The sequence below is a fragment of the Edaphobacter sp. genome, assembly GCF_035763405.1.
Taxonomy (GTDB): domain Bacteria; phylum Acidobacteriota; class Terriglobia; order Terriglobales; family Acidobacteriaceae; genus Edaphobacter.
On record NZ_DASUBE010000148.1, the window covers coordinates 1 to 21,267 of the forward strand.

Sequence of the window (21,267 nt, forward strand, 5' to 3'; positions counted from 1 at the left end):
CTCGTTCCTCTGAAGTCCTCTTCATGGACTGAAGCAATGTCTTCAGGCAATGAGCCTGATCGATCGTCAGATTGACGTACTCCGTGTACCACCGATAGTAGGTCTGCTCGCTGATCCCCGCTTCGTAACACGCAATCTGCGTCGTCATCCCTCTCGCCGTGCCCGCGTCAATCTGGCGGAGCACCTGCACCATCTCCTCACGCGTATGCCTTCTTCCCCTCGCCACCCCATGCTCCCCATTCCGGCACTTCGATTTCGCACTCCGAAGGCAAAAGCACGAGTCCTTCTGCACAGACAACGGATGGCCAGCGAACCAGGTTAACCACCACTCGAACCCATCCCCTATATCGGCGAGATGGATGCGATATGAATTCCCAGCCAGAAGCCCCCGGCTGTCATCCTTCCGCGCAACAGAAGGACCTGCATTTACCCTTGCCAACCACAACAAGCCCCGCGCCAAACACCAACACGGAGCCACAGTCTTGCTACTTCATCGAATAGTGAATGTTGATGTGGGTCTCCACCGCCGTCGGGGCCCCATCCTGCATCTCCGGCGAAAACCTCCACTGCCGCACCGCATCCAGCGCGCTCTGGTCGTAGTCCGCACGCAGACTCTTGATGACCACGACCTTAGTTGGCACGCCCTCCTGATTAATCGTCACCTCTAACACAACCGATCCGTCGATAGGATGCTTCTTCGCTTCAGCGGGATAAACAGGCGGCACTCTGTTCACAAGATGCACCGGCGTCACCTTCGCGTCCTTCTTCGCCTGGTCCGCATTCATCGTCGAAGCCGGAGCCGCCGCCGCAGCAGCCCCGTCCACCACGTTCATCCTCAGCGCCAGTGCCGACCCGCACGCCGCCATCGCCATCGCCGCACATGCGGCAACCGACACCAGCCGCCGCACTTTCTTCATCTCCACAGGTTTCCGAAGCAATGTCATAACTCTCCTCTCCAGCGTGTTGCCATCGAAGATCCCGATGGCCTGTAGTGGTTCACGCCGCGGACCATCCATCAGCATCTGGGCCAGCCGCAGCAACGAATGCGCGTACTCCTTTCTTCCCTGCGCGGCCTCGGCCGCCATCTCGTCACACACCACCTCGCGGCTCTCCGCAATCCGCGCCACAATCAGCCGCACCACCGGATGCCACCCCACCGGCAACGACAACGCGCCATACGCAACGCTCTTCAAAAAATCGCGCCGTTCGATATGCGCGAACTCATGCGCCAGCGCCGCCTCCCAGTCCTCAGCCGCAACCGAGTCCAAAAAACCCTCCGGAACCAGCAACACCGGCCGCCGCATTCCCACCACCACCGGTCCCGAGACCGCGCGCGAACAGCAGATCCGCACATCGCTCCCGCGCAGCCGTTTTGAATACAGCGTCCAGCTCGCGGCAAGCCCGCCCTCAAGCGAAACCGCAGTTGCCTGCCCCGCAATCCGCCGCGTCTTCCACACGCCCCACGCAAGCCGCGCCGCAAAAAACAGCAGCGCGCATCCATACACTGCCAGCACCGCATCCACCGCCCACACCGGCAGCCGCATCGCGCCATCCGCGCCCGAAGCCCCACCGGTCAACGACACGCGCGTCATAACATTGCTCCCAGCGCCCGCTCCGGCACCGGAAAACCATCCGGCCAACCGCAGATGACACGCAGGCAGCACCACAGCCGCGCCCAGCGCACCCACCCACATCCGATGCTCTGCCCGCGCCCCTACCCGCCCCAGCAGCCTCGCCGAAAGCCACGCCGCAGCAAACACCACCGGAACCTGCCACGCCGCATTCAACAAATACGTCACCGTCCAGTCCGCAAGCTCTCGCATCACTTCTCCTCCTTCAGCCTCCGGCTCAGCTCGGCCAGTTTCTCCGCGTCGAGCTGCCTGCTCTTCACCAGGCTCATCACCAGCTCTTCCGTCGATCCGCCGAACATCCGGTCCACCAGGTCGCGCACCGCGTGAGTCAGCGCGCGCGACTCCGTCACCGCCGCGCTATAGATGTACGCGCGCCCCTTCAGCCTGCGCGTCAGCTTGCCCTTGCGCTCCAGAATGTTCAGCATCGTCTGCACGGTCGTATAGGCCAGCGCCTGCTCCAGCCCCTCCTGCACTTCGCCCACGCTGCTCGCCCCGCGCCGCCAGATCACCTGCATGATCTGCAACTCCAGCTTCGTCAAACCCGCCGCATCCTTCTCACCCACAACGACACCTCCTAATAGATTAGGAGATTAGCCCTCCGTTCTCGCCGTGTCAACTAAAATCTTAGGAGCCGGACACGATTTTTCCCGCCCCACACTCCACCACACCATCTCGACATAAAGCACGCTTTTGCGCGCCCCTACACCACGTCATCTCGACCGAAGGCGGCGCCTTTTGCCACCGCAGTGGAGAGACCCCCCGGATTTCCCAGCCCTCAGCATCAATGCATACCGTTCCCGCACCTCCTCTTCAACCGGGCCGCAGAGAAAACGCACCCGCCACTCCCATCCCGCCCCATCTCTGAGAAAATAAAGAACGTGAAGAAACTGGCAATCCTCGGCTCTACCGGCTCCATCGGCAACAGCACCCTCTCCATCTGCGAGTCCTTCCCTGATCGCTACCAGCCCATCTCGCTCGCCGCCGGACGCAACCTCGAAGCGGCGCTGGCGCAGTGCATCCGCTGGCGACCAAAGCTCATCTCGATGGCCACCGAAGAACTCGCCGCCACGCTCAAAACGCGTCTCCGCGCCGGAGGCATCACCTGCGTCGAAGTCGTCCACGGAAGCGAAGGCAGCGTCCGCGTAGCCACGCTGCCCGAGGTAGGCTTCGTCGTCTCAGCCATCGTCGGCGTCGCCGGACTCGAAGCCACCTACGCTGCCGTTCAGGCGGGCAAGACCATCGGCCTGGCCAACAAGGAATGCCTCGTCGCCGCAGGCGAGCTCATCATCGCCGCCGCGCGCGAGCGCAACGTCGCCCTGCTCCCCATCGACTCCGAGCACAACGCCGTCCACCAGTGCATGAGGGGAGGCACGCCCGCCGAGGTCAAACAAATCTGGCTCACCGCCTCAGGCGGCCCCTTCCGCTCGACGCCCCTCGCAGACTTCGCCCACATCACGCCCCAGCAGGCGCTCAAGCACCCCACCTGGGTCATGGGCCAGCGCATCACCATCGATTCCGCCACCATGATGAACAAGGGCTTCGAGGTCATCGAGGCCTGCCGCCTCTTCAACCTGCCACCATCAAAAGTGCAGGTCACAGTCCACCCCCAGTCCACCGTCCACTCGCTGGTCGAGTTCGTCGATGGCAGCATCCTCGCGCAGATCTCCGTCACCGACATGCGCCTGCCCATCCTCTACGCGCTCGCCTATCCCGAGCGCGTCGCCGTTGCCGAGCGCGACCATCTTACCTTCGACCTCCGTACCCTCAGCCAGCTCGACTTCTCCGAGCCCGACCTCGCCCGTTTTCCCTGCCTGCGCCTTGCCTACGAGGCGGCCGAAGCCGGAGGAAAAGCCCCCATTGCCCTCAACGCAGCCGACGAAATCGCCGTCGCCGCCTTCCTCGAAGGACGTATCCCTTTCCTGGGCATCCCGGGTACAATAGAGCAAGTACTCCAGATAACGACCGGCCCCCGGCCAGCGTCCATTGTTGAGGTGCTTGAAGCAGATCTTGCCGCGCGCGATCAGGCGCGCGAAGTGATTGCCAGTCAGTTTGCGACGGCCACCCACTAGCCAACCAGCACCTACACTTACGAGGTTTCCACTCCCCTTATGTCCACCGTCATCCAGCTAGCCATCGTCCTTGGGATCATGGTTCTGGTCCACGAATTCGGCCACTTCGCCGTGGCCAAACTCTGCGGCATTCGCGTCGAAGTCTTCTCCATCGGCTTCGGCAAACGGATCATCGGCTTCAAGCGCGGCGACACCGAGTACCAGATCGCCGCCGTCCCCCTCGGCGGCTACGTCAAGATGGCCGGCGAACTCGCCGGCTCCGGCACCGACCTCCACCAGGACACCACCGCCACAGACGACCCCGGCAACTTCAGCGCCCATCCGCGCTGGCAGCGCATGCTCGTCGCCTTCGCCGGCCCCGTCGCCAACTTCCTGCTCGCCTTCGCCCTCATGATCGGCGTCGGCATGATGCACAACGAGGTCCAGCAGTACCTCAGCGCGCCCGCCCAGACCGACTACGTCCCCGCCAACACCCAGGTGGCCCACACCGGCATCGAGAGCGGCGACCTCATCGTCCACTACGACACCATCGAAAACCCCACCTGGGACCAGGTTGCCGTCCGCTCCATGCTCAACCTGAACCAGAACATCGCCTTCTCGTACATCCACGACGGCAAGCGCATCGACACCAAACTCTTCGTCGAGGACAAGAACGGCCCCGACAACTTCTCCCTCGACACCCTCGGTCTCATCCCCATCATGCAGACCACGCCCGTCCAGGTGGACACGCTTGAGTCCGACATGCCCGCCGTCCACGCAGGCCTCAAATCCGGCGACAAGATCACCGCCATCGACGGCCTCCACCTGCACTCGGTCCCGGCGATTCTTGCCTATCTGCAGGACGAGGCCGGAAAGCCCGCCACACTCACCGTCCTGCGCACCGAACCCAACAAGGCCGTCCAGACCCTCGAGATCCCCATCACGCCGAAGATGGCCGACGCAGGCGACGGCTCCAAAGAGTACCGCCTCGGCTTCAGCTACATTCCGCCGCCGGTCAAGGTCGAAAAGCTACCCTTCGACAAAGCAGTCGCCGCCTCGTGGAAGTTCAACAAGAAGGGCTCCTACCTCATTGTCGAGGTCATCAAGCGCCTCTTCACCCGCCAGGTCTCGGTCAAGAGCCTGTCGAGCCCCATCGGCATCGGCCAGCAGATTCACCAGGCCGCCGAGATGCCCGGCTGGATGCCGCTCATCGGCCTGATGGCCTACATCTCGCTCAACCTCGGCATCTTCAACCTGCTGCCCATCCCCATCCTCGACGGCGGCATGATCACCTTCCTCGTCATCGAGTCGATCATGCGCCGCGACGTCAACCAGCAGTTCAAAGAGCGCGTCTACCAGGTCGCCTTCGTCTGCCTGCTGGCCTTCTTCGCCTTCGTCATCTTCAACGACATCACCAAACTCAGCTTCTTCAACAAAGTCAAACCCTGAGAGCCACAAGTTCGGCTGAAAGCTCGACTTCAGTCGCATCGCCCAACAGCATGTCATCTCGACCAAAGGCGGCGCCTTTTGCCGGCGTAGCGGAGAGACCCCTGTATTTTCCTCAACCCGCCAATACAGGCCATTCTCCGACAGGCCGCTAACCGGCCGACTCGCTACCTCTCAACTCCGCTGCAATCTCCGCCGCCGCCTTCCGCGCCTCATCCTCCCGGTCCGGCGGAAAGCTGATTGCCCCCACACGCGCGTGCCCGCCACCGCCATACCGCTCGCAAATCTGCGCCAGATTCACCAATTTCGCAGCAGGCACTTTCGTCCACGGATTCGTCCCCACCGCCACCTTCGTCCTGAACGATGACTTGCTCAACCCCACGTTATACACGCCGTCCGGAAACAAATAGTACGGGATAAATTTGTTGTACCCCTCGGTCGGCTGGTCCGTAATGTCGAACGTAATCACGCCGCCATCGAGCGCCGCGCGCGCGCGAATCAATTCGAGTGCCGCCCAGTGCCGCTCCATCAGCGGCCCCAGCAGCTCCGCAACAAAAGGCTGCTCCAGCACATCCTCGAAACTCATCTCCGTCAGCAGCGGAATCAGCCGTGGCACCAGCCCATGGTCAGCCGCGCTCTCAATCACCATCGTCAGCTTCATCGCCGGAGCGGCCATCTCGACGGCCGCCTTCGCGCTCTCATACCGCGCCCCATCCACGATGTCGGCCCACTTCACCAACTCTGCCAGCGGCTTCACGTCGAAACCAAACTTCGCCGCGCCCACATCCGCAATCAAGCTCGTACACGAGACGTAGTTCGGGTCAAAAAACTTCCGCATCGCAGTCGAACCATCCGCCTGCCCACGCCGAAAATCCGCCTCATCCGCCGCCGTCAAAAACGCGCTCTGATGATGATCGAACCACCACGTCACCTTCGGTGAAGCCGAGTACTTGAAGTCCACAATCGCATTCTCGCCCCCGCGACTGGTATCGCCAAACGCGCCCTCGTCAAACAGCGCGCCTGCCCGATGCACCAACCCGTGATACGAATAGCCGCTCGCCGTCTTTACGCACTCCCGATGGAACCGCGCAAACACCGCCGCCGAACACGCCCCATCAAAACACTTATCGTGATAAAAAATCCTGCAATCCAAAGTCGTCAGCCCTCGCTCGAAGCGCACTTGAGCACGTGCGCGAATCTCTTAGCATACCCGGCCTTCCCTACCTGTCAAGCTGCCCTTCGTACCGTGTCGCCGCCAGGTCAATCTCGCGCTCGATCTTCCGCAGCGTATCATCGCCAATCCTGCCCTCGTCGCGCAGCGCAATCAGCGTCCGCCGCTCCGCCTGTAGCGCGCCCGCCGAAATCGTCCGCAGGCGCGCGTAGGTCTCCCGCCCCAGGCCATCCGAGCCATCATCCTCGCCGCCACCCACCGCAGCCAGGCGATGCCGGTAGCGATGCATCAGGTCGTCATACACATGCTCCATCTCCAACCCATCCTTCGCGCGAGCAGCCTCCAGGTGCATCATCGCCGACTCCAGCACCACCCTCCGCGCCGCCGCCTCTTCCGCATTCGGGCCTCCCGTCCCACCCAGCCCCAGCACGCGGATCAGCGCAGGCAGCGTCAACCCCTGCAGCACCAGCGTCACCAGAATCACGCAGAACGCCAGAAACACAATCAGGTTCCGCGCGCCAAACGGCTGCCCATTCCCCAGCACCGCCGGCACCGAGAAAGCCGCCGCCAGCGCAATCACGCCGCGCATCCCCGTCCACCCCACCACAAACTTCTCGCGTCCCCGCAGCGGTTCTTCCCGATGCCCCATCCACCGCCGCTCCACCCACCCGGCCACGCGCAGCGCCGGATACACCCACACCATCCGCAGCGCAATCAGCACCACGCTGAAGACCACGCCATACAACACCAGCGTTCCCGTGCTGTACCGCCCATGAATCCCCGCCAGCACATACGGCAGTTGCAACCCGATCAGCACAAACACCAGCCCGTTCAGAATGAAGTTCAGCGCATCCCACAAGCCAGTCACCTGTAGTCGCACCGCAGGCGAAAACAGCGACACACTCTTCCGGCTCAGATAAATCCCGCACGCCACCACCGCCAGCACGCCCGAAGCCCGCGCCTTTTCACCCGCCAGATACGCCGCATACGGCACCACCAGGCTCACCACCACCTCAACCGGCCCATCGTCGATAAACTGTTCCAGCCAGCCCACCACCGCGCCAATCAGCACCCCAATCCCCAACCCGCCCACCACCAGATATGCCAGCCGCACAAGCCCCGCGCCCAGCGTAGGCATGTCACCGCGCGCAATAATGGCGATGCCGATCTCCAGCGCCAGCAGTCCGGTCGCATCGTTCAGCAGGCTCTCGCCTTCCAGAACATCCACAATCCGCCTTGGCAACCCAACCTTCGTCGCAATCGACGTTGCGGCAATCGCATCCGTCGTCGCAACCACAGCGCCAAGCAGAAATCCCGCCTTCCAATCCAGCGCCGTAATGAAGCGGTCCGAGAACTCCGCCACGCCCAGCACCGTAAAGCCCACCAGCCCAAACGCCAGCAGCCCAATCGCCACCGCATTCCGTCGAAACTCCCGCCACGACATCGTCCACGCCGCCGCATACAGCAACGGCGGCAGAAAGATCACAAACACCACATCCGGATCCAGCGGAATCCGCGGAATGTGCGGAAAGAAGCTGATCACGAGCCCTGCCAGCACCAGCACAATCGGATACGGCACCTTCAGCCTGCGCGCCATCACGGCAAACGCCGCCACCAGCACCAGCAGCAGCAGTATCACCGCCTCCACCGCATGAAGACCGCCGCCCGTCGGCATTGCTCCCATCTCCATCCGAACCTCCGCCACCCGCTCCTTCCGTTCGCTCTCAGTAGAACAAATCTGCACCCACCTGAAGGCGGCGCTTTTGGCACGCCACCACACTACGTCATCTCGACCGCAGGCGGCGCTTTTTGCCGCCGCAGTGGAGAGACCCCCGCATTTCTCCCCCAGCACCGCCAATGCCTACCGGTTCCCGCACCATCTCCTCACCATTTATCATCAACATCAGATGCATCCCACCGTACAAAACCTGCTCCGCTCCGGCGCCGAAGCCACCGACCAGGCCCTCGAACGCCTTCTGCCTTCGCCCGACACGCTCCCGCACTCCATCCACCGGGCCATGCGCCACTCCGTCTTCGCCGGCGGCAAACGCCTCCGCCCCATCCTCGCCATGGAGGCGGCCCGCATGGTCGCGGGCACCGGAGACATCCCCGCAGGCGCAGCCGACCTCGGCGCGGCCATCGAGATGCTCCACACCTACTCCCTCATCCACGACGACCTCCCCGCGCTCGACAACGACGACCTCCGCCGCGGCAAGCCCACCTGCCACATCGCCTTCGGCGAAGCCATCGCCATCCTCGCCGGCGATGCGCTCCAGACCCTCGCCTTCCAGACCCTCGCCCAACTCCCCTCGCCGCCCGCCACCACGGTAGCCATCCTGCGCGAAGTCTCGCTCGCCGTCGGCACCGGCGTCGGCCCCCATAGCCCGCTGCCTCCCGGCATGATCGGCGGCCAGGTCGTCGACATCGAATCCGAAGGCAAGCAGCCCACAGCCGAGCTGGTCGAATCCATCCACCGCGCCAAAACCGGCGCACTCATCACCACCAGCATCGTCTCCGGCGGCTTGTATGGTCTCGCCACAAATCCCGGTGCCCGAGCTCTCGATTCTGAGACCTCGGTCCAACGCCTCCGCACCTTCGGCGAAAAAGCCGGCCTCGCCTTCCAGATCGTCGATGACGTGCTCGACATGACGCAAAGCTCCGAGGAACTCGGTAAGACCGCAGGTAAAGACACCGCCAGCGTCAAAGCCACCTGGCCCGCCGTCTATGGCATCGACCGCTCCCTCAAAGACGCCGAAGAACTCATCGCCGACGCCTTCACCGCCCTCGCCCCCTTCGGCGAAAAAGCCGCGCCGCTCAAGTCCCTCGCCCAATACCTCGTCGAACGCAAACACTAGCGGTATGTCTCCGGTCGTAAAGCAGTCCCCACTTTTGTTTTCATCTCCGAAGGGGATCTGCGTTTCACATCGGCCCGCGCCACAAAGAATCACCTCACACCCAAACCATTACAATGCCGCCATGGAAATCAAACGTATCGGCACCGAGCCCTCAGCCAAAGGCCCATCCGACTGGTTCACCGGCGCCGTCCGCATCGACCCGCTCTTTCAGGCGCCCGACCCTGCACTCGTCGCCGGAGCCAGCGTCACCTTCGAGCCCGGAGCCCGCACCGCCTGGCACACCCATCCACTCGGCCAAACCCTGATCGTCATCTCCGGCTGCGGATGGGCCCAGCGCGAAGGCGGCCCGGTCGAAGAGATCCATCCCGGCGACGTCGTCTGGTTCGCCCCCGGCGAAAAACACTGGCACGGAGCCACCCCCACCACAGCCATGACCCACATCGCGATTCAGGAGCGACTCAACGGCAAAGCTGTCGAATGGCTGGAGCACGTCACCGACAAACAGTACCAGCGGTGAATGCTGCACTCCATTTGGCACGTCATTCTGAGCGCAGCAGCCTGCCCTGAGCGAAGTCGAATGGGAAGAATCCCCGCATTGCGCCTGTACCAACACCAACCTCCGGGCGCACATCCTTCGCAGTTTCACCGCGAAGGGCGGGGTCACGACCAAACCGCTTCACCACGTCATCTCGACCGAAGGCGCCCCTTTGCTCGCCCCTAAACACACGTCATCTCGACCGAAGGCGGCGCTTTGCTCGCCCCTAAACACACGTCATCTCGACCGAAGGCGGCGCTTTTTGCCGCCGCAGTGGAGAGATCCCCGTATTTCTTCCTTCGCCGTAGCCATAGATGCCACCCTTCGCAACTTCATAACAAAGGGTGGGAACCCACAAAGCCCAACCCGCCCACCACTCAGTAGGGCTTGACATATATCCGTAACGGATATATGTTCCAGGCATGGCGAAGAAGAACACCGCGCACGCACCCCTGACCCCCGCTGTGCTGCACATCCTGCTGGCGCTTTCGACGGGAGAGCGGCACGGATACGGGATCATGAAGCAGGTGCAAGCGGACTCCGAGGGCACGGCGAAGATGGGCCCGGGGACGCTCTATGGCTCGATCGGTCGGATGATGGAGGCCGGGCTGATCCGGGAAAGCGATAAACGGGTCGATCCTGAGATGGATGACGAGCGGCGGATCTATTACGAACTCACAGACGGGGGACGGGCGGCGCTCGAAGCGGAACTGCGTCGCTATCGCGGTGTGCTCGCCGCGGCGGAAGGACATTTGGCGCATGGCCACTAACCTCGCGGACCGGCGCTGCCGGACCTGGTATGCGATGCTGCTGCGGCTGTATCCGCAGCCTTTCCGTGAGCGGTTCGGCGAGGGAATGTCGCAGACCTTTCACGACCTGTGCCGGGAGCGCAGGAACGCTGGGCGGCCACTGTTCTGGCTTGCGCTCTGCATCTTCGTCGAGACGTCGGTAGGAATCCTTAGGGAGAACACAACTCGTATGTCGCAACTTGGAAAAACGATGCTGCGTGTCGCGCTGGGGGCGCTGGCTGTGTTGATGGTGCCGCTCGTGGCATCGCGGGTGGTGGAGGGATGGAACTGGCCCGCACGAGCTTTCGTGTTCGTGTATGTCCTGTTCTTCGCGACGGGGATGGCGTATGCGCTCATCGCAAGAAAGATGGGCGCGTGGTCGTACAAGGCGGCCGTTGCTGTGGCGCTGGTGGCCGGGTTCGCCCTGGGCTGGTCCAACATGGTCCAGGTCGCGGACTCGGGACATCCCGAGAACCTGGTGTACTACAGCGTGCTCGCGGTGGGAGTCGTTGGGGCCTTGCTGGCGCGGTTGGAGGCGCGAGGGCTGGCTCGCACGTTGTTCGTGATGGCGGCGACGCTTGCTCTGATTGCCGTGATCCTGCCTTCGGGCGCGCCGCCCGACATGGCGCGAAGAATGGCCATCGGGCACGGTGTCTACGTGACGTTGTTCCTCGCGTCAGGCCTGATGTTCCGCCACGCGAGTTTGGCGGAAGTGAAGTAAGACCGGACCGGCTCTGGATGCTGGTACCCCATCCACAAAGCCCAACCCGCCACTCTTGCCTGTCAATCCCTCCTCACACGCAATCGCTTCAAACGAAACACCTTCCCCGTGGCGGTTGAGTTTCCTCCGCCTGCTATCCTTAAATCAGGAAGGCTGAAGACTCAGGAAGGCTGAAGACCGGAGCAGATTCTGGCTGATGATGATCCGGCCAGCTTCCGCATAGTCGCTTTGAGAGAGTCGGCGTTGGCAGAACACCGCCAATCAGCGCCAAAGGCGCGTCCTATACCACCCCAGGTATCGAAACGACGCAAAACCCAAAGGGCTGAAGAGGGTGCTGAAAAAGTCAGTTTTGCTTAAGGGCACGGCTTCAGCCGTGCCGCTAACGCTGCAAAATCAACGCGGCTTTAGCCGCTGAGGTACGCTTTCTTCCCGGCGAGACACTTTTTCATCACCCTCTGAAGGCCCGCCCTATCAATCCAGCCGTCCTCATCCTGTCTCTGAAGGCCCGAACATAGGCTCAGCGCCTCCCGGTTAGCCCCCCGAATCGCGCAGATAGTCCGGACCTAAGTCCAATGTTTGAAGTATTTTGAGTACTTAATGGGGGGAGGGGGGTACCCCTCCCAGCCGACCTAAAAACTCCCGGCAAAGATCGACTTCAGCTTCGCCCGCAGCCCTTGCTCCTCGCTCGCCCGGCGCACCTCGGTCCGATGCGTATAGAGCAGCGTTCCGATGGCAGCCGCCATCTCCGGCCTCGCCAGCTCCTCCGGCATCCGCGAGAGCGGCACCGGGTAGCCGATCCGGGCCGGAACCCGCAGCAGGCTCTCCGCGTTGTCCAGCAGGCCCGACATATTTGCCCCGCCGCCGGTGAAGACGCATCCCGCGCCCAGCGCCTCCAACACGCCGCCACTGCGCAGGTTGTCCCGCAGCATGGTGAACAGCTCCCGCGCCCGAGGCTCCAGAATCTCGGCCAGGAACCGTTGCCTGACCATCCGCGCCGGCTGCCCGCCCGAGATGGCCAGATCGCCGCCGACTTCAATCTCGTTCAACTGCGGCACCGCCGTCACCACGCAGTGCCCGTAAGTCTTCTTCAGATACTCAGCTTCCTCCACCGTCACGTGCAGACCCACGGCGAGGTCGTTCGTAAAGTGGTCGCCACCGATAGGCAGCACGGCCGTGTGAGCGATCGAGCCTTCAAACAGCACCACAATCTCCGTCGTGCTCGAACCGATGTCCGCCATGCAGACGCCCAGCTCGCGCTCGTCGGCGCTCAGCACAGCCTCCGCCGAAGCGATGCCCTCGAAGACAACGTCCTGCACTTCGAGCCCCGCGCGGTTCGCGCACGTGACCACGCTCTGCGTCACACCGCCCGAGCAGGTCGAAAGATGCAGGTTCACCTCCAGCTTGTTCCCAACCATGCCGATCGGGTCCTGAATGCCCGCCTGGTCATCGAGAATGAACTCCTGCGGCAGCAGATGCAGCACCTCGCGGTCGGGAGGCAGCGCGACGCTGCGCGCGCGGTCCACCGCGGCCTTCACCTCTTCGCGCGTAATCTCGCGCATCCGACTGCCCAGGCTGATGCCGCCACGCGAGTTCACGCCGCGCACGTGCGTCCCGCCCACGGCCACCACTGCCGTCTCGATGCAAGCCTTCGCCGAGCGTTCTGCCGCCAGCGCCGAACGGTTGATCGCCTCGGCAGCCTGGTCCAGGTTCGCAATCACGCCCTTGCGCATCCCCTGCGATTGCTCGATGCCGTGCCCCCGGTAGCGCAGCACGCCGTCCTGCACCTCGGCCACCAGCACCACGCTCTTGGTGCTCCCCGCATCCAGCACGGTAATCAGAGTGTCCTGCTTCTGGTTCATCGATGGACCGCCTGAGAAGAATGATAGTTTGCCGCGCCGGAATGACGCTTCACTGCATGATGCTTCGCCTTCACCACCGCCCTGGCCCTGCTCTTCTTTGCCGGAGCGTGCTTCACCGCAGGATGCTTCGCCGAAGCTTTGGTGGCGGGATGAGCCGCCGCCTTCACCGCAGGATGAGTGACAGTCGGAGCAACGGGAGCGGCGGCAGGCGCAGCACTCTGCGGCTGGGCCGCGCCGGGCTGCATGTCGAGCACAGCCTGCGTCTCGTACCGCATGTCCACCGAAGCCAGCTTCGGATAGAGCGTTCGCCATTCCGGCAGGTGCTCCTCAAACTTCTGATACCGTTCCAGAAATTTGTCCGCGCCGAAGTGAACCAGAATGTCTGACGAGTCGGTTGAGATAAGCGCGCGCACATCCTCCGGGTCCGAGAGGTCCACCTGGCTGATCCCGGCCAGTCCCTTGTCCGCGCTGTCCAGTGCGCCGGAGAACCGCTCGAAGATCTGCATCCGCGCCGCGCGCGTCGAAAGCGGATCCGATGCCACGATGCCGCTCACCACCGGGAACGAGTAATGCGCATCGCCCTGCGCACCCGGAGGCATCGTCAGCAGAACACCGTTCGCATCTACCAGCCCGATGCGGCTGCCCTGGCGCACAAACGCCACCGGCGTCCGCTCGACGACGGAGACGCGCAGATGATTCGGCAGCAGACGCATCACGGTCGCGTGGGCCACCCACGGCAACTGCTCCACCTCGGCACGCCGCTGGGCCAGCGGAACATAGAAGATGTTTCGCTCGATGTCATCGCCGAAGACGTTCAGTAGATCGTCGCGCGTGGTGTGAACGTTGCCTGTAAACTCGATTGCCGAAGCCGACGGAACCACGAACCGCGCATCGTGCATCAACCAGTTGCGCACCAGCATCGCCGCCCCGGCGCAGGCGCCCAGCATCACGAGCACCGCGAGTCCGATGGCAACCTTGCCCCAGCGGCTCTTCGGCATCCCGACGCGAAACCGCAGCCGCACGCTGCCACGCCGCCGCGGGGCGGGCAGGTCGTCGTCCTCATCCGCGAGGTCGTTGGCAAAGTCTTCGGTGAAGTCGCCGCGCAGCTTCCGCTTCGGCGTCACAGACGCCCGCCTGGGCGCGGCAAACTCCGGAGCATACTCTCGCTCCGGCGCTTCCAGCACCGCTGCACCGCGCTTCGAAACTTCGTCGCTTTTTCGCAAGCCCGAGCAAGGCCGCGAGAATCGCCATCCTGACTATAACCCGCCTGCATCGAGTCCTGGCCCAACTTCTTCTCCACGTACCCTTTCAGGAACTCACCCTTTCGTTCCTAAAGCCTCCAACAGCAAGGCGCTCGCCTGTGAGACGCTGCCTGCGCCCATGGTCAGAATCACATCGCCTGCCCGTGCCTCACGCGCCAGCGCCTCGACCCCGACCGCCACGGACCCTGCATAGCGAACCGCAGGGCTGTTGATGACATTCACCAGCGATTTGGCAGTGACACCCTCGATCGGTTCCTCGCTCGCCGCATAGATGTCGAGCATCTCCACGCGGTCCGCGTCGCCGAACGCTCCGGCGAACTCCGTCATCAGGTCGCGCGTGCGCGTATAGCGATGCGGCTGGAAGAGCACAAGCACGCGCTTGTAGCCGCACTCCCGCGCCGCCTTGAGCGTGGCGATGATCTCGGTGGGATGGTGTCCGTAGTCGTCCACCACAGTCACGCCGCGCACCTCGCCCTTCACCTGAAACCGCCGGTCCACGCCGCGAAATGATTCCAGCCCCGCCCCGATCTGCTCCGGAGCGACGCCTAACTGCACGCCCACCGCAACCGCAGCCGTGGCGTTCAGCACATTGTGCCGACCCGGAACGTGCAGCCGGAACTGCCCGAGCGCAAGCCCCTTGTAGTTCACCTCGAAGGTCGAGTGGCATCCCTCCTGCTTCGGCAGGACTTCGAGGCGGAAGTCCGCATCCGCGTGTTCGCCGTAGGTATAGACCTTGCGCCGGACCAGCGGCAGCACCTCGCGCAGCAGGGTGTTGTCCAGGCAGGCGGTCGTCGCGCCATAGAACGGCACGCGATCCATGAACTCCACAAACGCGTCTTCGACATCCTCCATGTCGCTGTAGCAGTCCATGTGCTCGCGGTCCAGATTGGTGACGACGGCCAGCACGGGCGACAGCTTCAGGAAGCTGCGATCGCTCTCATCGGCCTCGGCCACCAGATACTGCGAGTTGCCCAGCCGCGCATTCGACCCCATCGCATCCACACGCCCGCCTACGACCACGGTCGGGTCAAGCCCGCCGCCACCCAGTACGGCCGCAATCATCGAGGTCGTGGTCGTCTTGCCATGCATCCCCGCAACGGCGATGCCGTATTTCAGCCGCATCAACTCGGCCAGCATCTCTGCCCGCTGGATCACCGGAATTTTGCGCGCCTTGGCTTCGAGCACCTCCGGATTGGTTGCGCTGACCGCCGAGCTGGTCACGACCACGTCGCTGGCCGAGGCATTCGACGCCGCGTGCCCCTCGAAGACGCGCGCGCCCATACCGACCAGCCGCTCCGTCACCGGCGACCGCTTCAGGTCGCTGCCCGAGACTGCATATCCCATCGTCAGCAGGATCTCCGCAATCCCGCTCATCCCAATGCCGCCGATCCCGATGAAGTGGATGCGTTGCGACGGAGCAAATAGAAAATGACCTGGCACAAACATCTTTCCACTCTAGCAGTGCGCGGAGATCCGGCTGCGCAGATGCATCTTGAGCGGCACGGGTGAGAACATCTCCGACGATTTACATGCAAGTATTTGCATGTATGGCCGTCCTCTCGGCTGGAAACGTCGATTTTGAGGCAGTTGCGGTTGGCACTCCAACTGCAAGGACAGTCAACAGTTGCAGGCTTGGAGCCGTTGGCGCACCCGCCGATGCTCCATCCCTAACACCTTCTTTTTCTATGCAACAAGGCTGAGCGCCGCCCCATGCCCTCGGGTTGTGCGTTCAGCCTTCCTTTTTCGATCATAAGGCCTGATTTTTTCCGCTGAATCCCTATTCATTTTCGAGCAACAAATCCGGCGGCACTGTGTCTAATTAACTGAGCGATGGATCCGAACAAGTTGCCGGGCCGGGACTCATGCTTGCCGTCCGCGAAGACCGGGTGTAATCATGGCTTGCCCGGTAAAACGAAGGACTGGACAAGAAGGTATCCGAATGACGTTTTCCCGCCTCCTCACCTACTCCATCGGAACAACGGCGCTGGCTGGCGCGCTCATTGCGCTGCCGGTAGTTGCGAATGCTCAGGATCAGAACTACCCCGATCAGTACTCGCAGGATCAGTACTCACAGAACCAGGACTACGACCAGCAGAGCCCGACGACGCAGGTTGCGCCTCCGGCTATTCCTGATTATGCGCAGCCGCCGGCACCTGGCCCGGGCTATATATGGACACCGGGCTACTGGGCCTGGACCTCGGACGGTTATGTCTGGGTGTCTGGCGCATGGGTCTATCCGCCCTATGTCAACGCTCTCTGGACACCCGGCTACTGGGGCTGGGGACCGTATGGCTACTTCTGGAATGCGGGCTATTGGGGTCCGTATGTCGGCTACTACGGCGACATCAACTACGGCTGGGGCTACTTCGGCGTCGGCTACTATGGCGGCTACTGGGGCGGAGGACGCTTCTTCTACAACCGCTGCTACAACAACTTCCACGACTGGGGCGGCGTTCGCAACGTTTACAACCGGCCCTATCACGGCTATAACGGACGCCCCGGCGGCATAGGCTTCACGCGCGCCAGCATCCATGGCACGGCGTGGAGAGGCTCCACGATCAATGGGCGCAACTTCAACCGCGGCAGCTCGAACTTCAATCGCGGCTCTGAGTTCAACCGGGGTGCAAACTTCAATCGCGGTACAAACTTCAATCGCGGCTCTGACTTCAATCGCGGCGCAAACTTCGAGCACCGTTCGGGCTTTGCCAACAACCGTGGGCAGAGCTTCAACCAAGGCCGCGCCAACTTCGGCGACTCCGCGCATACGCAGTTCCGCGGCTACAACACAATGCCGCATAACCAGATTCGCAGCGGCTACGGTAACTCGGCACACTTCTCCAACCCCGGTATGCGCTCAGCGCCTCGCAGCTTTTCAAGCGCGCCCCGCATGAACAGCTATAGCGCCCCGCGTGGTAACTTCAGCGCCCCGCGCAGCTTTGGTGGTGGCGGCGGCGGCGGAGGCTTCCATGGTGGTGGCGGTGGTGGAGGAGGCTTCCACGGTGGCGGCGGTGGAGGCGGAGGCTTCCATGGTGGTGGTGGTGGCGGCGGCGGCTCGCATGGCGGTGGCCATCGCTAACTGCATTCTGCTAAAAATGACGGGCTGAGGACTTACCTCCTCAGCCCGTTTACTTTGGCTGAAGGGCCTTGCTCGTCGCTGGGTTTTGCGCGAGGTGAGGCGATACTATAGAGTTTCTTGCGTTGGTTGGCCAGATGGAAGGGCATAAACGAAACAGATGAAGATCCTGACGTCTGCAGAGATGGGTGCGACGGATCGGCGAACTGCCGCGGACTTTGGCGTGTCGCTTGAGACGCTGATGGAACGCGCTGGCGAAGCGGTGGCGCGGTTCTGTCTGCGGGAGTATCCCTGGGCACGGCGCGTGGCAGTTTTTTGCGGAAAGGGCAACAATGGCGGCGATGGCTTCGTCGCCGCGCGTGCGCTTGCGCAGGCGGGCAAGACGGTCCGCGTCGCTCTGTTGGGACATGTGAACGAGGTGAAGGGCGAGGCCGCGACGGCGTTGGCCCGGTTGGAGACGGTGGGCTCCGGAGCATGGAGTGCGCATGTCGGCGCAGGTGTTGCGGACACGCGCAAAGGCTCGGTGTCGCTGGTGGAAGTCTCGGACGAAAGCGGTCTGGCCGGAGTGCTGGATGGAGCCGAGCTTGTGATCGACGCCGTTGTGGGGACGGGATTCAAGCCGCCTCTGCGGGGGGATGCCGTTGCTCTGCGCGAGCTGCTGGAGGCGAAAGCAGCGCCTGTTGTGGCCGTTGATCTTCCCTCGGGGTGGGATGCCGACTCGACTGCTCTGAGTGCGGAGAGCGCATTTCGAGCCGATGCGGTGGTCACGTTCACCGCGCCGAAGCTGGCGCATGTCTTCGGGCACCTGACGCGGACTACGTCTGGTCCGGTTGTAGTTGCGGAGATTGGGTCGCCTGCTCGGGCGGTCGAGTCCGCGACGGAGCTAAGCTGGGCAGGCGCTGCGAAAACTCTGGTCGAGCAGCCGCGCGAGGTGGACGCAAACAAGGGCCGGTTTGGACACGTGCTCGTTGTGGGCGGCAGCTATGGCAAGGCCGGAGCACCGGCGATGGCTTCCGTGGCCGCGCTCAGGACCGGCGCCGGGCTTGTGACTGCCGCTGTGCCTACAGGCGTCCTGAACACGGTGGCGGGCGTGGCCCCGGAGGTGATGACGGTGCCGCTGGCCGAAGGTCCATCGGGTGCGGTCTCGTTCAAAGACCTGCGCGGTGCAAAGCTCGACATGCTGCTGAAGCGGATTACTGTGGTGGCGCTGGGGCCGGGACTTTCTACCGAAGGCGACGCTCCGGCGTTTGCGCGGCAGATGGTGGAGAAGACGACGCAGCCGATTGTGATTGACGCGGACGCGCTGACTGCGTTTGCAGGCAAGACCGACCTGTTGGATGGAACTGCGCGGGCGATGGTGCTGACGCCGCATCCAGGAGAGATGGCGCGGCTGACGGGACTGACGGTGCAGCAGGTCGAGGCGGACCGAGTGGGACTGGCGCAGAGGTTCGCCACCAAACACCATCTGACACTGGTCTTGAAGGGCTGGAGGACGCTGATTGCGCATCCGGACGGGCGCGTGGCTGTGAACACCTCCGGCAACCCGGCGATGGCCAAGGGCGGAAGCGGTGACATCCTGATGGGAATTGTAGCGGCGATGCTGGCGCAGTTTCCCGATGATGTGGCGCGCGCTGTGGAGACGGCTGTGTATCTGCATGGTCTCGCCGGAGACTTTGCGGCACGCGCGATGGATGAGCATACGGTGCTGGCAAGCGATACGGTCCGGCACTTGTCGGATGCATTTCGTTACAGAGTGACGGATGAAGACGGGCTGGTGTGGATCTGCGGCCTGCGCGGCGGAGGGCATCGGGCTTGAGCGAGTTTCGCAAGATCAAGCGTTTCAAAACAAGAAGTGAGGCAGGCACGCTGGCAATGGGCGAGCGCGTGGCCGAGATGCTTGCGCCTGCGCCGAAGCTGATTGTGCTGCGCGGCGAACTGGGCGCGGGCAAGACGACGCTGGTGAAAGGAATTGCCTCCGCGCTTGGAGCGGCTGAGGCTGCGGACGTGACCAGCCCGACATTCACGCTCGTGCATGAATACGCGGGGCAGACGACGCGGCTCTATCATCTCGATCTCTATCGGCTGGAGACGGAGCGGGAGCTGCTGACGTTGGGCCTGGACGAGATGGCTGAATCGCCTGATGCGCTGGTGCTGGTGGAGTGGGGCGAGAAGTTTCCGAGCATCGTGGCGCGCGCCGACGGAGAGATTTCAATCGAACACGCGGGAGGCGATGAGCGCATGTTCGAGGTGCGGGTGAAGTAGCATCAGCTTTTCGCGCGGCCGGTGTAGCGATAGATGGCGCAGGCTTCGTCGCCTGTCGAACCGTACTCTTTTTGCTGGGCGATGGCTTCGAGGTCGGCGGCGTGGTCTTCGGGTGACATGGCGACCGGTCCGCGAAAGAGACGGGTGAAGGCCGGGTGGTCTTCAAGCAGGTGTCCGCACTCGTCGTTGACGTAGAGAATGTCGAGTGTGCCGGGACGTTTGGCGAACTGCGTCTCGATGCGACGGAGAAGGGCTTTGAGCACCGGCGCTTCAAACGGGTGGAAGAGGAAGACGAGCGTTGGAGTGTTTGGCAGATCATATTCGAGCGCGTCCTGCTCGATGATTTCAATCGGAGCGAGGTGCGGCGCGGTGGGGTCGGATTTGTGGGCGCGCTTCCAGTGGCGGAGATTGATCTCAGCGGCGGCGGCCATGGCTGGGTTCAGTTCGATGCCGGTGACTTTGCGGAAGGGCAGCTCGCTGGCGATGAACAGAGCGCGGCCTTTGCCGCAGCCGATGTCGAGGAAGGTGTAGCTGTGGATGGGGTGGGTCGGGATGGTCTCGCGCCAGTGCTGGATGAGGGTGCGGAGGATGCTGGGGGCGACGGCGTAGTAGGCGGTGATGTGGCGGTCGTTGGCGTGGCCGGTGGCGAGATGACCTGAGGGAACGAGGCCACTGGTGTCGGTGCCGTGGATGTGGTCGAAGGGGTGGATGGGCTGCGTGGTGGCCTTGAGGAGGTCGTGGGGGCGTTTGCGGGTGGGCATCGTCAGCGTATCTGGACCAGGGTGGGGTTGCCGTCGAGGCCGAGTGCGCGGCGGCCGGCGGGGGTGATTTCGGTCGGCGACCAGACGGGCGAGTCGAGGATGGCGACGGTAGTCTGGCTGACCTCTTCGAGACCGGCGAGGCGGTTCTGGATCTGGGCGGTGAGTTGGGCGGCGGATTCTTCGGTGGGATTGGTGAGGATGAGGGCGATCCGGACGCGGTGCTTTTGGGGAACGCCAGGGATTCCTCGGCCCGGAGCTTCGGGGTCCGGGGTGATGGTGACGCTCTGGACGAGGCCGAGATCGACGACGTTGCAGGGGACGGCCGGGTCGTAACAGTCGCGGAGGGCGGAGAGGATTTCTGACTCGGAGAGCATTGCTTTTCTCATGGTACCCCCCCCTCCCCCTATTAAATACTCAAAGTCCTTCAAACATTGGACTTAGGTCCGGACTATCTGCACGATTCAAAGGTCAAAGCGAAAGGCCCGGATTGGCTTCCGGGGCCGAGCTTCATGATTTAAGGATAGCAGGTGGGGGAAACTCGACCGCCACGGGGAAGGTGTTTGGTTTGAGGTGATTGCGTGTGAGGTGGGGTTGACAAGTCAGACGGCGGGTTGGGTTTTGTGGACCCTCGGCCTTCGTTATGAAGTTGTGAAGGGTGGCATCTGCGGCTATGGCGAAGGAAGAAATACGGGGGTCTCTCCACTGCGGCGGCAAAAAGCGCCGCCTTCGGTCGAGATGACGTTGTGTTGGCTCGTTTCGGCAGATCCTATTGCACGATGAGGGTGACGGTTTCGGTGTGGCTGAGGGTTCCGCTGGTGGCTGTGACGGTATAGGTGTAGGTGCCAGCGGGAGTGC

At 63.0% G+C, this 21,267-nt stretch carries 20 protein-coding genes; 9 read left to right on the top strand and 11 right to left on the bottom strand.

Features of this window, described 5'->3' with window-relative positions; genetic code table 11:
- From VFU66_RS14030 to VFU66_RS14040, 3 genes are all read right to left on the bottom strand, one after another.
- Positions 1-226 (bottom strand): transposase (locus VFU66_RS14030; protein ID WP_326446891.1); only part of this gene is annotated, 226 nt, incomplete at its 3' end.
- A gap of 259 nt (positions 227-485) precedes the next feature.
- Entirely contained in the window at positions 486-1,823 is a 1,338-nt protein-coding gene (locus VFU66_RS14035; protein ID WP_326446892.1) for a M56 family metallopeptidase, read from the bottom strand.
- Positions 1,823-2,194: a BlaI/MecI/CopY family transcriptional regulator gene (locus tag VFU66_RS14040; protein WP_326446893.1), complete on the bottom strand. Its 372-nt coding sequence runs from the start codon at positions 2,192-2,194 to the stop codon at positions 1,823-1,825. The genes VFU66_RS14035 and VFU66_RS14040 overlap by 1 nt, the downstream gene beginning before the upstream one ends.
- A 315-nt stretch (positions 2,195-2,509) precedes the next feature.
- Between VFU66_RS14040 and VFU66_RS14045 the strand changes: the two genes are divergently transcribed.
- Positions 2,510-3,700 carry a 1-deoxy-D-xylulose-5-phosphate reductoisomerase gene (locus VFU66_RS14045; protein ID WP_326446894.1) on the top strand — a complete coding sequence of 397 codons (1,191 nt, stop codon included), beginning with the start codon at positions 2,510-2,512 and terminating at the stop codon, positions 3,698-3,700.
- A 39-nt stretch (positions 3,701-3,739) separates the two neighbouring features.
- On the top strand, positions 3,740-5,128 hold the full coding sequence (gene rseP / locus VFU66_RS14050; protein WP_326446895.1) for an RIP metalloprotease RseP: 1,389 nt from the start codon (positions 3,740-3,742) through the stop codon (positions 5,126-5,128).
- Between the two features lie 148 nt (positions 5,129-5,276).
- On the opposite strand, the gene VFU66_RS14055 is transcribed toward rseP, so the two are convergent.
- Positions 5,277-6,278: a phosphoesterase gene (locus VFU66_RS14055; protein ID WP_326446909.1), complete on the bottom strand. Its 1,002-nt coding sequence runs from the start codon at positions 6,276-6,278 to the stop codon at positions 5,277-5,279.
- Positions 6,279-6,345: 67 nt separating this feature from the next.
- Positions 6,346-8,001 carry a Na+/H+ antiporter gene (locus tag VFU66_RS14060; protein ID WP_326446896.1) on the bottom strand — a complete coding sequence of 552 codons (1,656 nt, stop codon included), beginning with the start codon at positions 7,999-8,001 and terminating at the stop codon, positions 6,346-6,348.
- Between the two features lie 202 nt (positions 8,002-8,203).
- Between VFU66_RS14060 and VFU66_RS14065 the strand changes: the two genes are divergently transcribed.
- The 4 genes from VFU66_RS14065 to VFU66_RS14080 all read left to right on the top strand — a co-directional run bounded on the left by VFU66_RS14065 (position 8,204) and on the right by VFU66_RS14080 (position 11,195).
- Positions 8,204-9,151, top strand: a complete 948-nt coding sequence (locus VFU66_RS14065) for a polyprenyl synthetase family protein (RefSeq protein WP_326446897.1) — start codon at positions 8,204-8,206, stop codon at positions 9,149-9,151.
- A 121-nt stretch (positions 9,152-9,272) separates the two neighbouring features.
- Positions 9,273-9,668, top strand: a complete 396-nt coding sequence (locus tag VFU66_RS14070; RefSeq protein WP_326446898.1) for a (R)-mandelonitrile lyase — start codon at positions 9,273-9,275, stop codon at positions 9,666-9,668.
- Between the two features lie 440 nt (positions 9,669-10,108).
- On the top strand, positions 10,109-10,456 hold the full coding sequence (locus tag VFU66_RS14075; protein WP_326446899.1) for a PadR family transcriptional regulator: 348 nt from the start codon (positions 10,109-10,111) through the stop codon (positions 10,454-10,456).
- On the top strand, positions 10,446-11,195 hold the full coding sequence (locus tag VFU66_RS14080) for a hypothetical protein (RefSeq protein ID WP_326446900.1): 750 nt from the start codon (positions 10,446-10,448) through the stop codon (positions 11,193-11,195). The genes VFU66_RS14075 and VFU66_RS14080 overlap by 11 nt, the downstream gene beginning before the upstream one ends.
- Positions 11,196-11,824: 629 nt before the next feature.
- On the opposite strand, the gene ftsA is transcribed toward VFU66_RS14080, so the two are convergent.
- The 3 genes from ftsA to murC form a co-directional block, all read right to left on the bottom strand.
- Complete coding sequence (gene ftsA / locus VFU66_RS14085; protein ID WP_326446901.1) at positions 11,825-13,054, bottom strand: cell division protein FtsA; 1,230 nt, start codon at positions 13,052-13,054, stop codon at positions 11,825-11,827.
- Positions 13,051-14,238 (bottom strand): cell division protein FtsQ/DivIB, encoded by a 1,188-nt coding sequence (locus VFU66_RS14090; protein ID WP_326446902.1) that lies wholly within the window; start codon positions 14,236-14,238, stop codon positions 13,051-13,053. Before VFU66_RS14090 ends, ftsA begins: the two co-directional genes overlap by 4 nt.
- 132 nt (positions 14,239-14,370) lie before the next feature.
- On the bottom strand, positions 14,371-15,762 hold the full coding sequence (gene murC, locus VFU66_RS14095; RefSeq protein WP_326446903.1) for a UDP-N-acetylmuramate--L-alanine ligase: 1,392 nt from the start codon (positions 15,760-15,762) through the stop codon (positions 14,371-14,373).
- 493 nt (positions 15,763-16,255) lie between these two features.
- Here murC and VFU66_RS14100 point away from each other — a divergent pair, with 493 nt between their 5' ends.
- From VFU66_RS14100 to tsaE, 3 genes are all read left to right on the top strand, one after another.
- A complete protein-coding gene (locus VFU66_RS14100; protein WP_326446904.1) occupies positions 16,256-17,392 on the top strand; it encodes a YXWGXW repeat-containing protein in 1,137 nt (378 codons plus the stop codon).
- A gap of 157 nt (positions 17,393-17,549) precedes the next feature.
- The gene (locus VFU66_RS14105; protein ID WP_326446905.1) at positions 17,550-19,205 is read left to right on the top strand and encodes an NAD(P)H-hydrate dehydratase; all 1,656 of its coding nucleotides are present in this window, start codon (positions 17,550-17,552) and stop codon (positions 19,203-19,205) included.
- On the top strand, positions 19,202-19,651 hold the full coding sequence (gene tsaE / locus VFU66_RS14110; RefSeq protein ID WP_326446906.1) for a tRNA (adenosine(37)-N6)-threonylcarbamoyltransferase complex ATPase subunit type 1 TsaE: 450 nt from the start codon (positions 19,202-19,204) through the stop codon (positions 19,649-19,651). Before VFU66_RS14105 ends, tsaE begins: the two co-directional genes overlap by 4 nt.
- 2 nt (positions 19,652-19,653) lie before the next feature.
- On the opposite strand, the gene VFU66_RS14115 is transcribed toward tsaE, so the two are convergent.
- From VFU66_RS14115 to VFU66_RS15800, 3 genes are all read right to left on the bottom strand, one after another.
- Positions 19,654-20,412 (bottom strand): class I SAM-dependent methyltransferase, encoded by a 759-nt coding sequence (locus VFU66_RS14115; protein ID WP_326446907.1) that lies wholly within the window; start codon positions 20,410-20,412, stop codon positions 19,654-19,656.
- Between the two features lie 2 nt (positions 20,413-20,414).
- The gene (locus VFU66_RS14120; RefSeq protein ID WP_326446908.1) at positions 20,415-20,798 is read right to left on the bottom strand and encodes a metal-sulfur cluster assembly factor; all 384 of its coding nucleotides are present in this window, start codon (positions 20,796-20,798) and stop codon (positions 20,415-20,417) included.
- 380 nt (positions 20,799-21,178) lie between these two features.
- Positions 21,179-21,267 (bottom strand): lipo-invert putative C-terminal anchoring domain-containing protein (locus VFU66_RS15800; protein WP_524536970.1); only part of this gene is annotated, 89 nt, incomplete at its 5' end.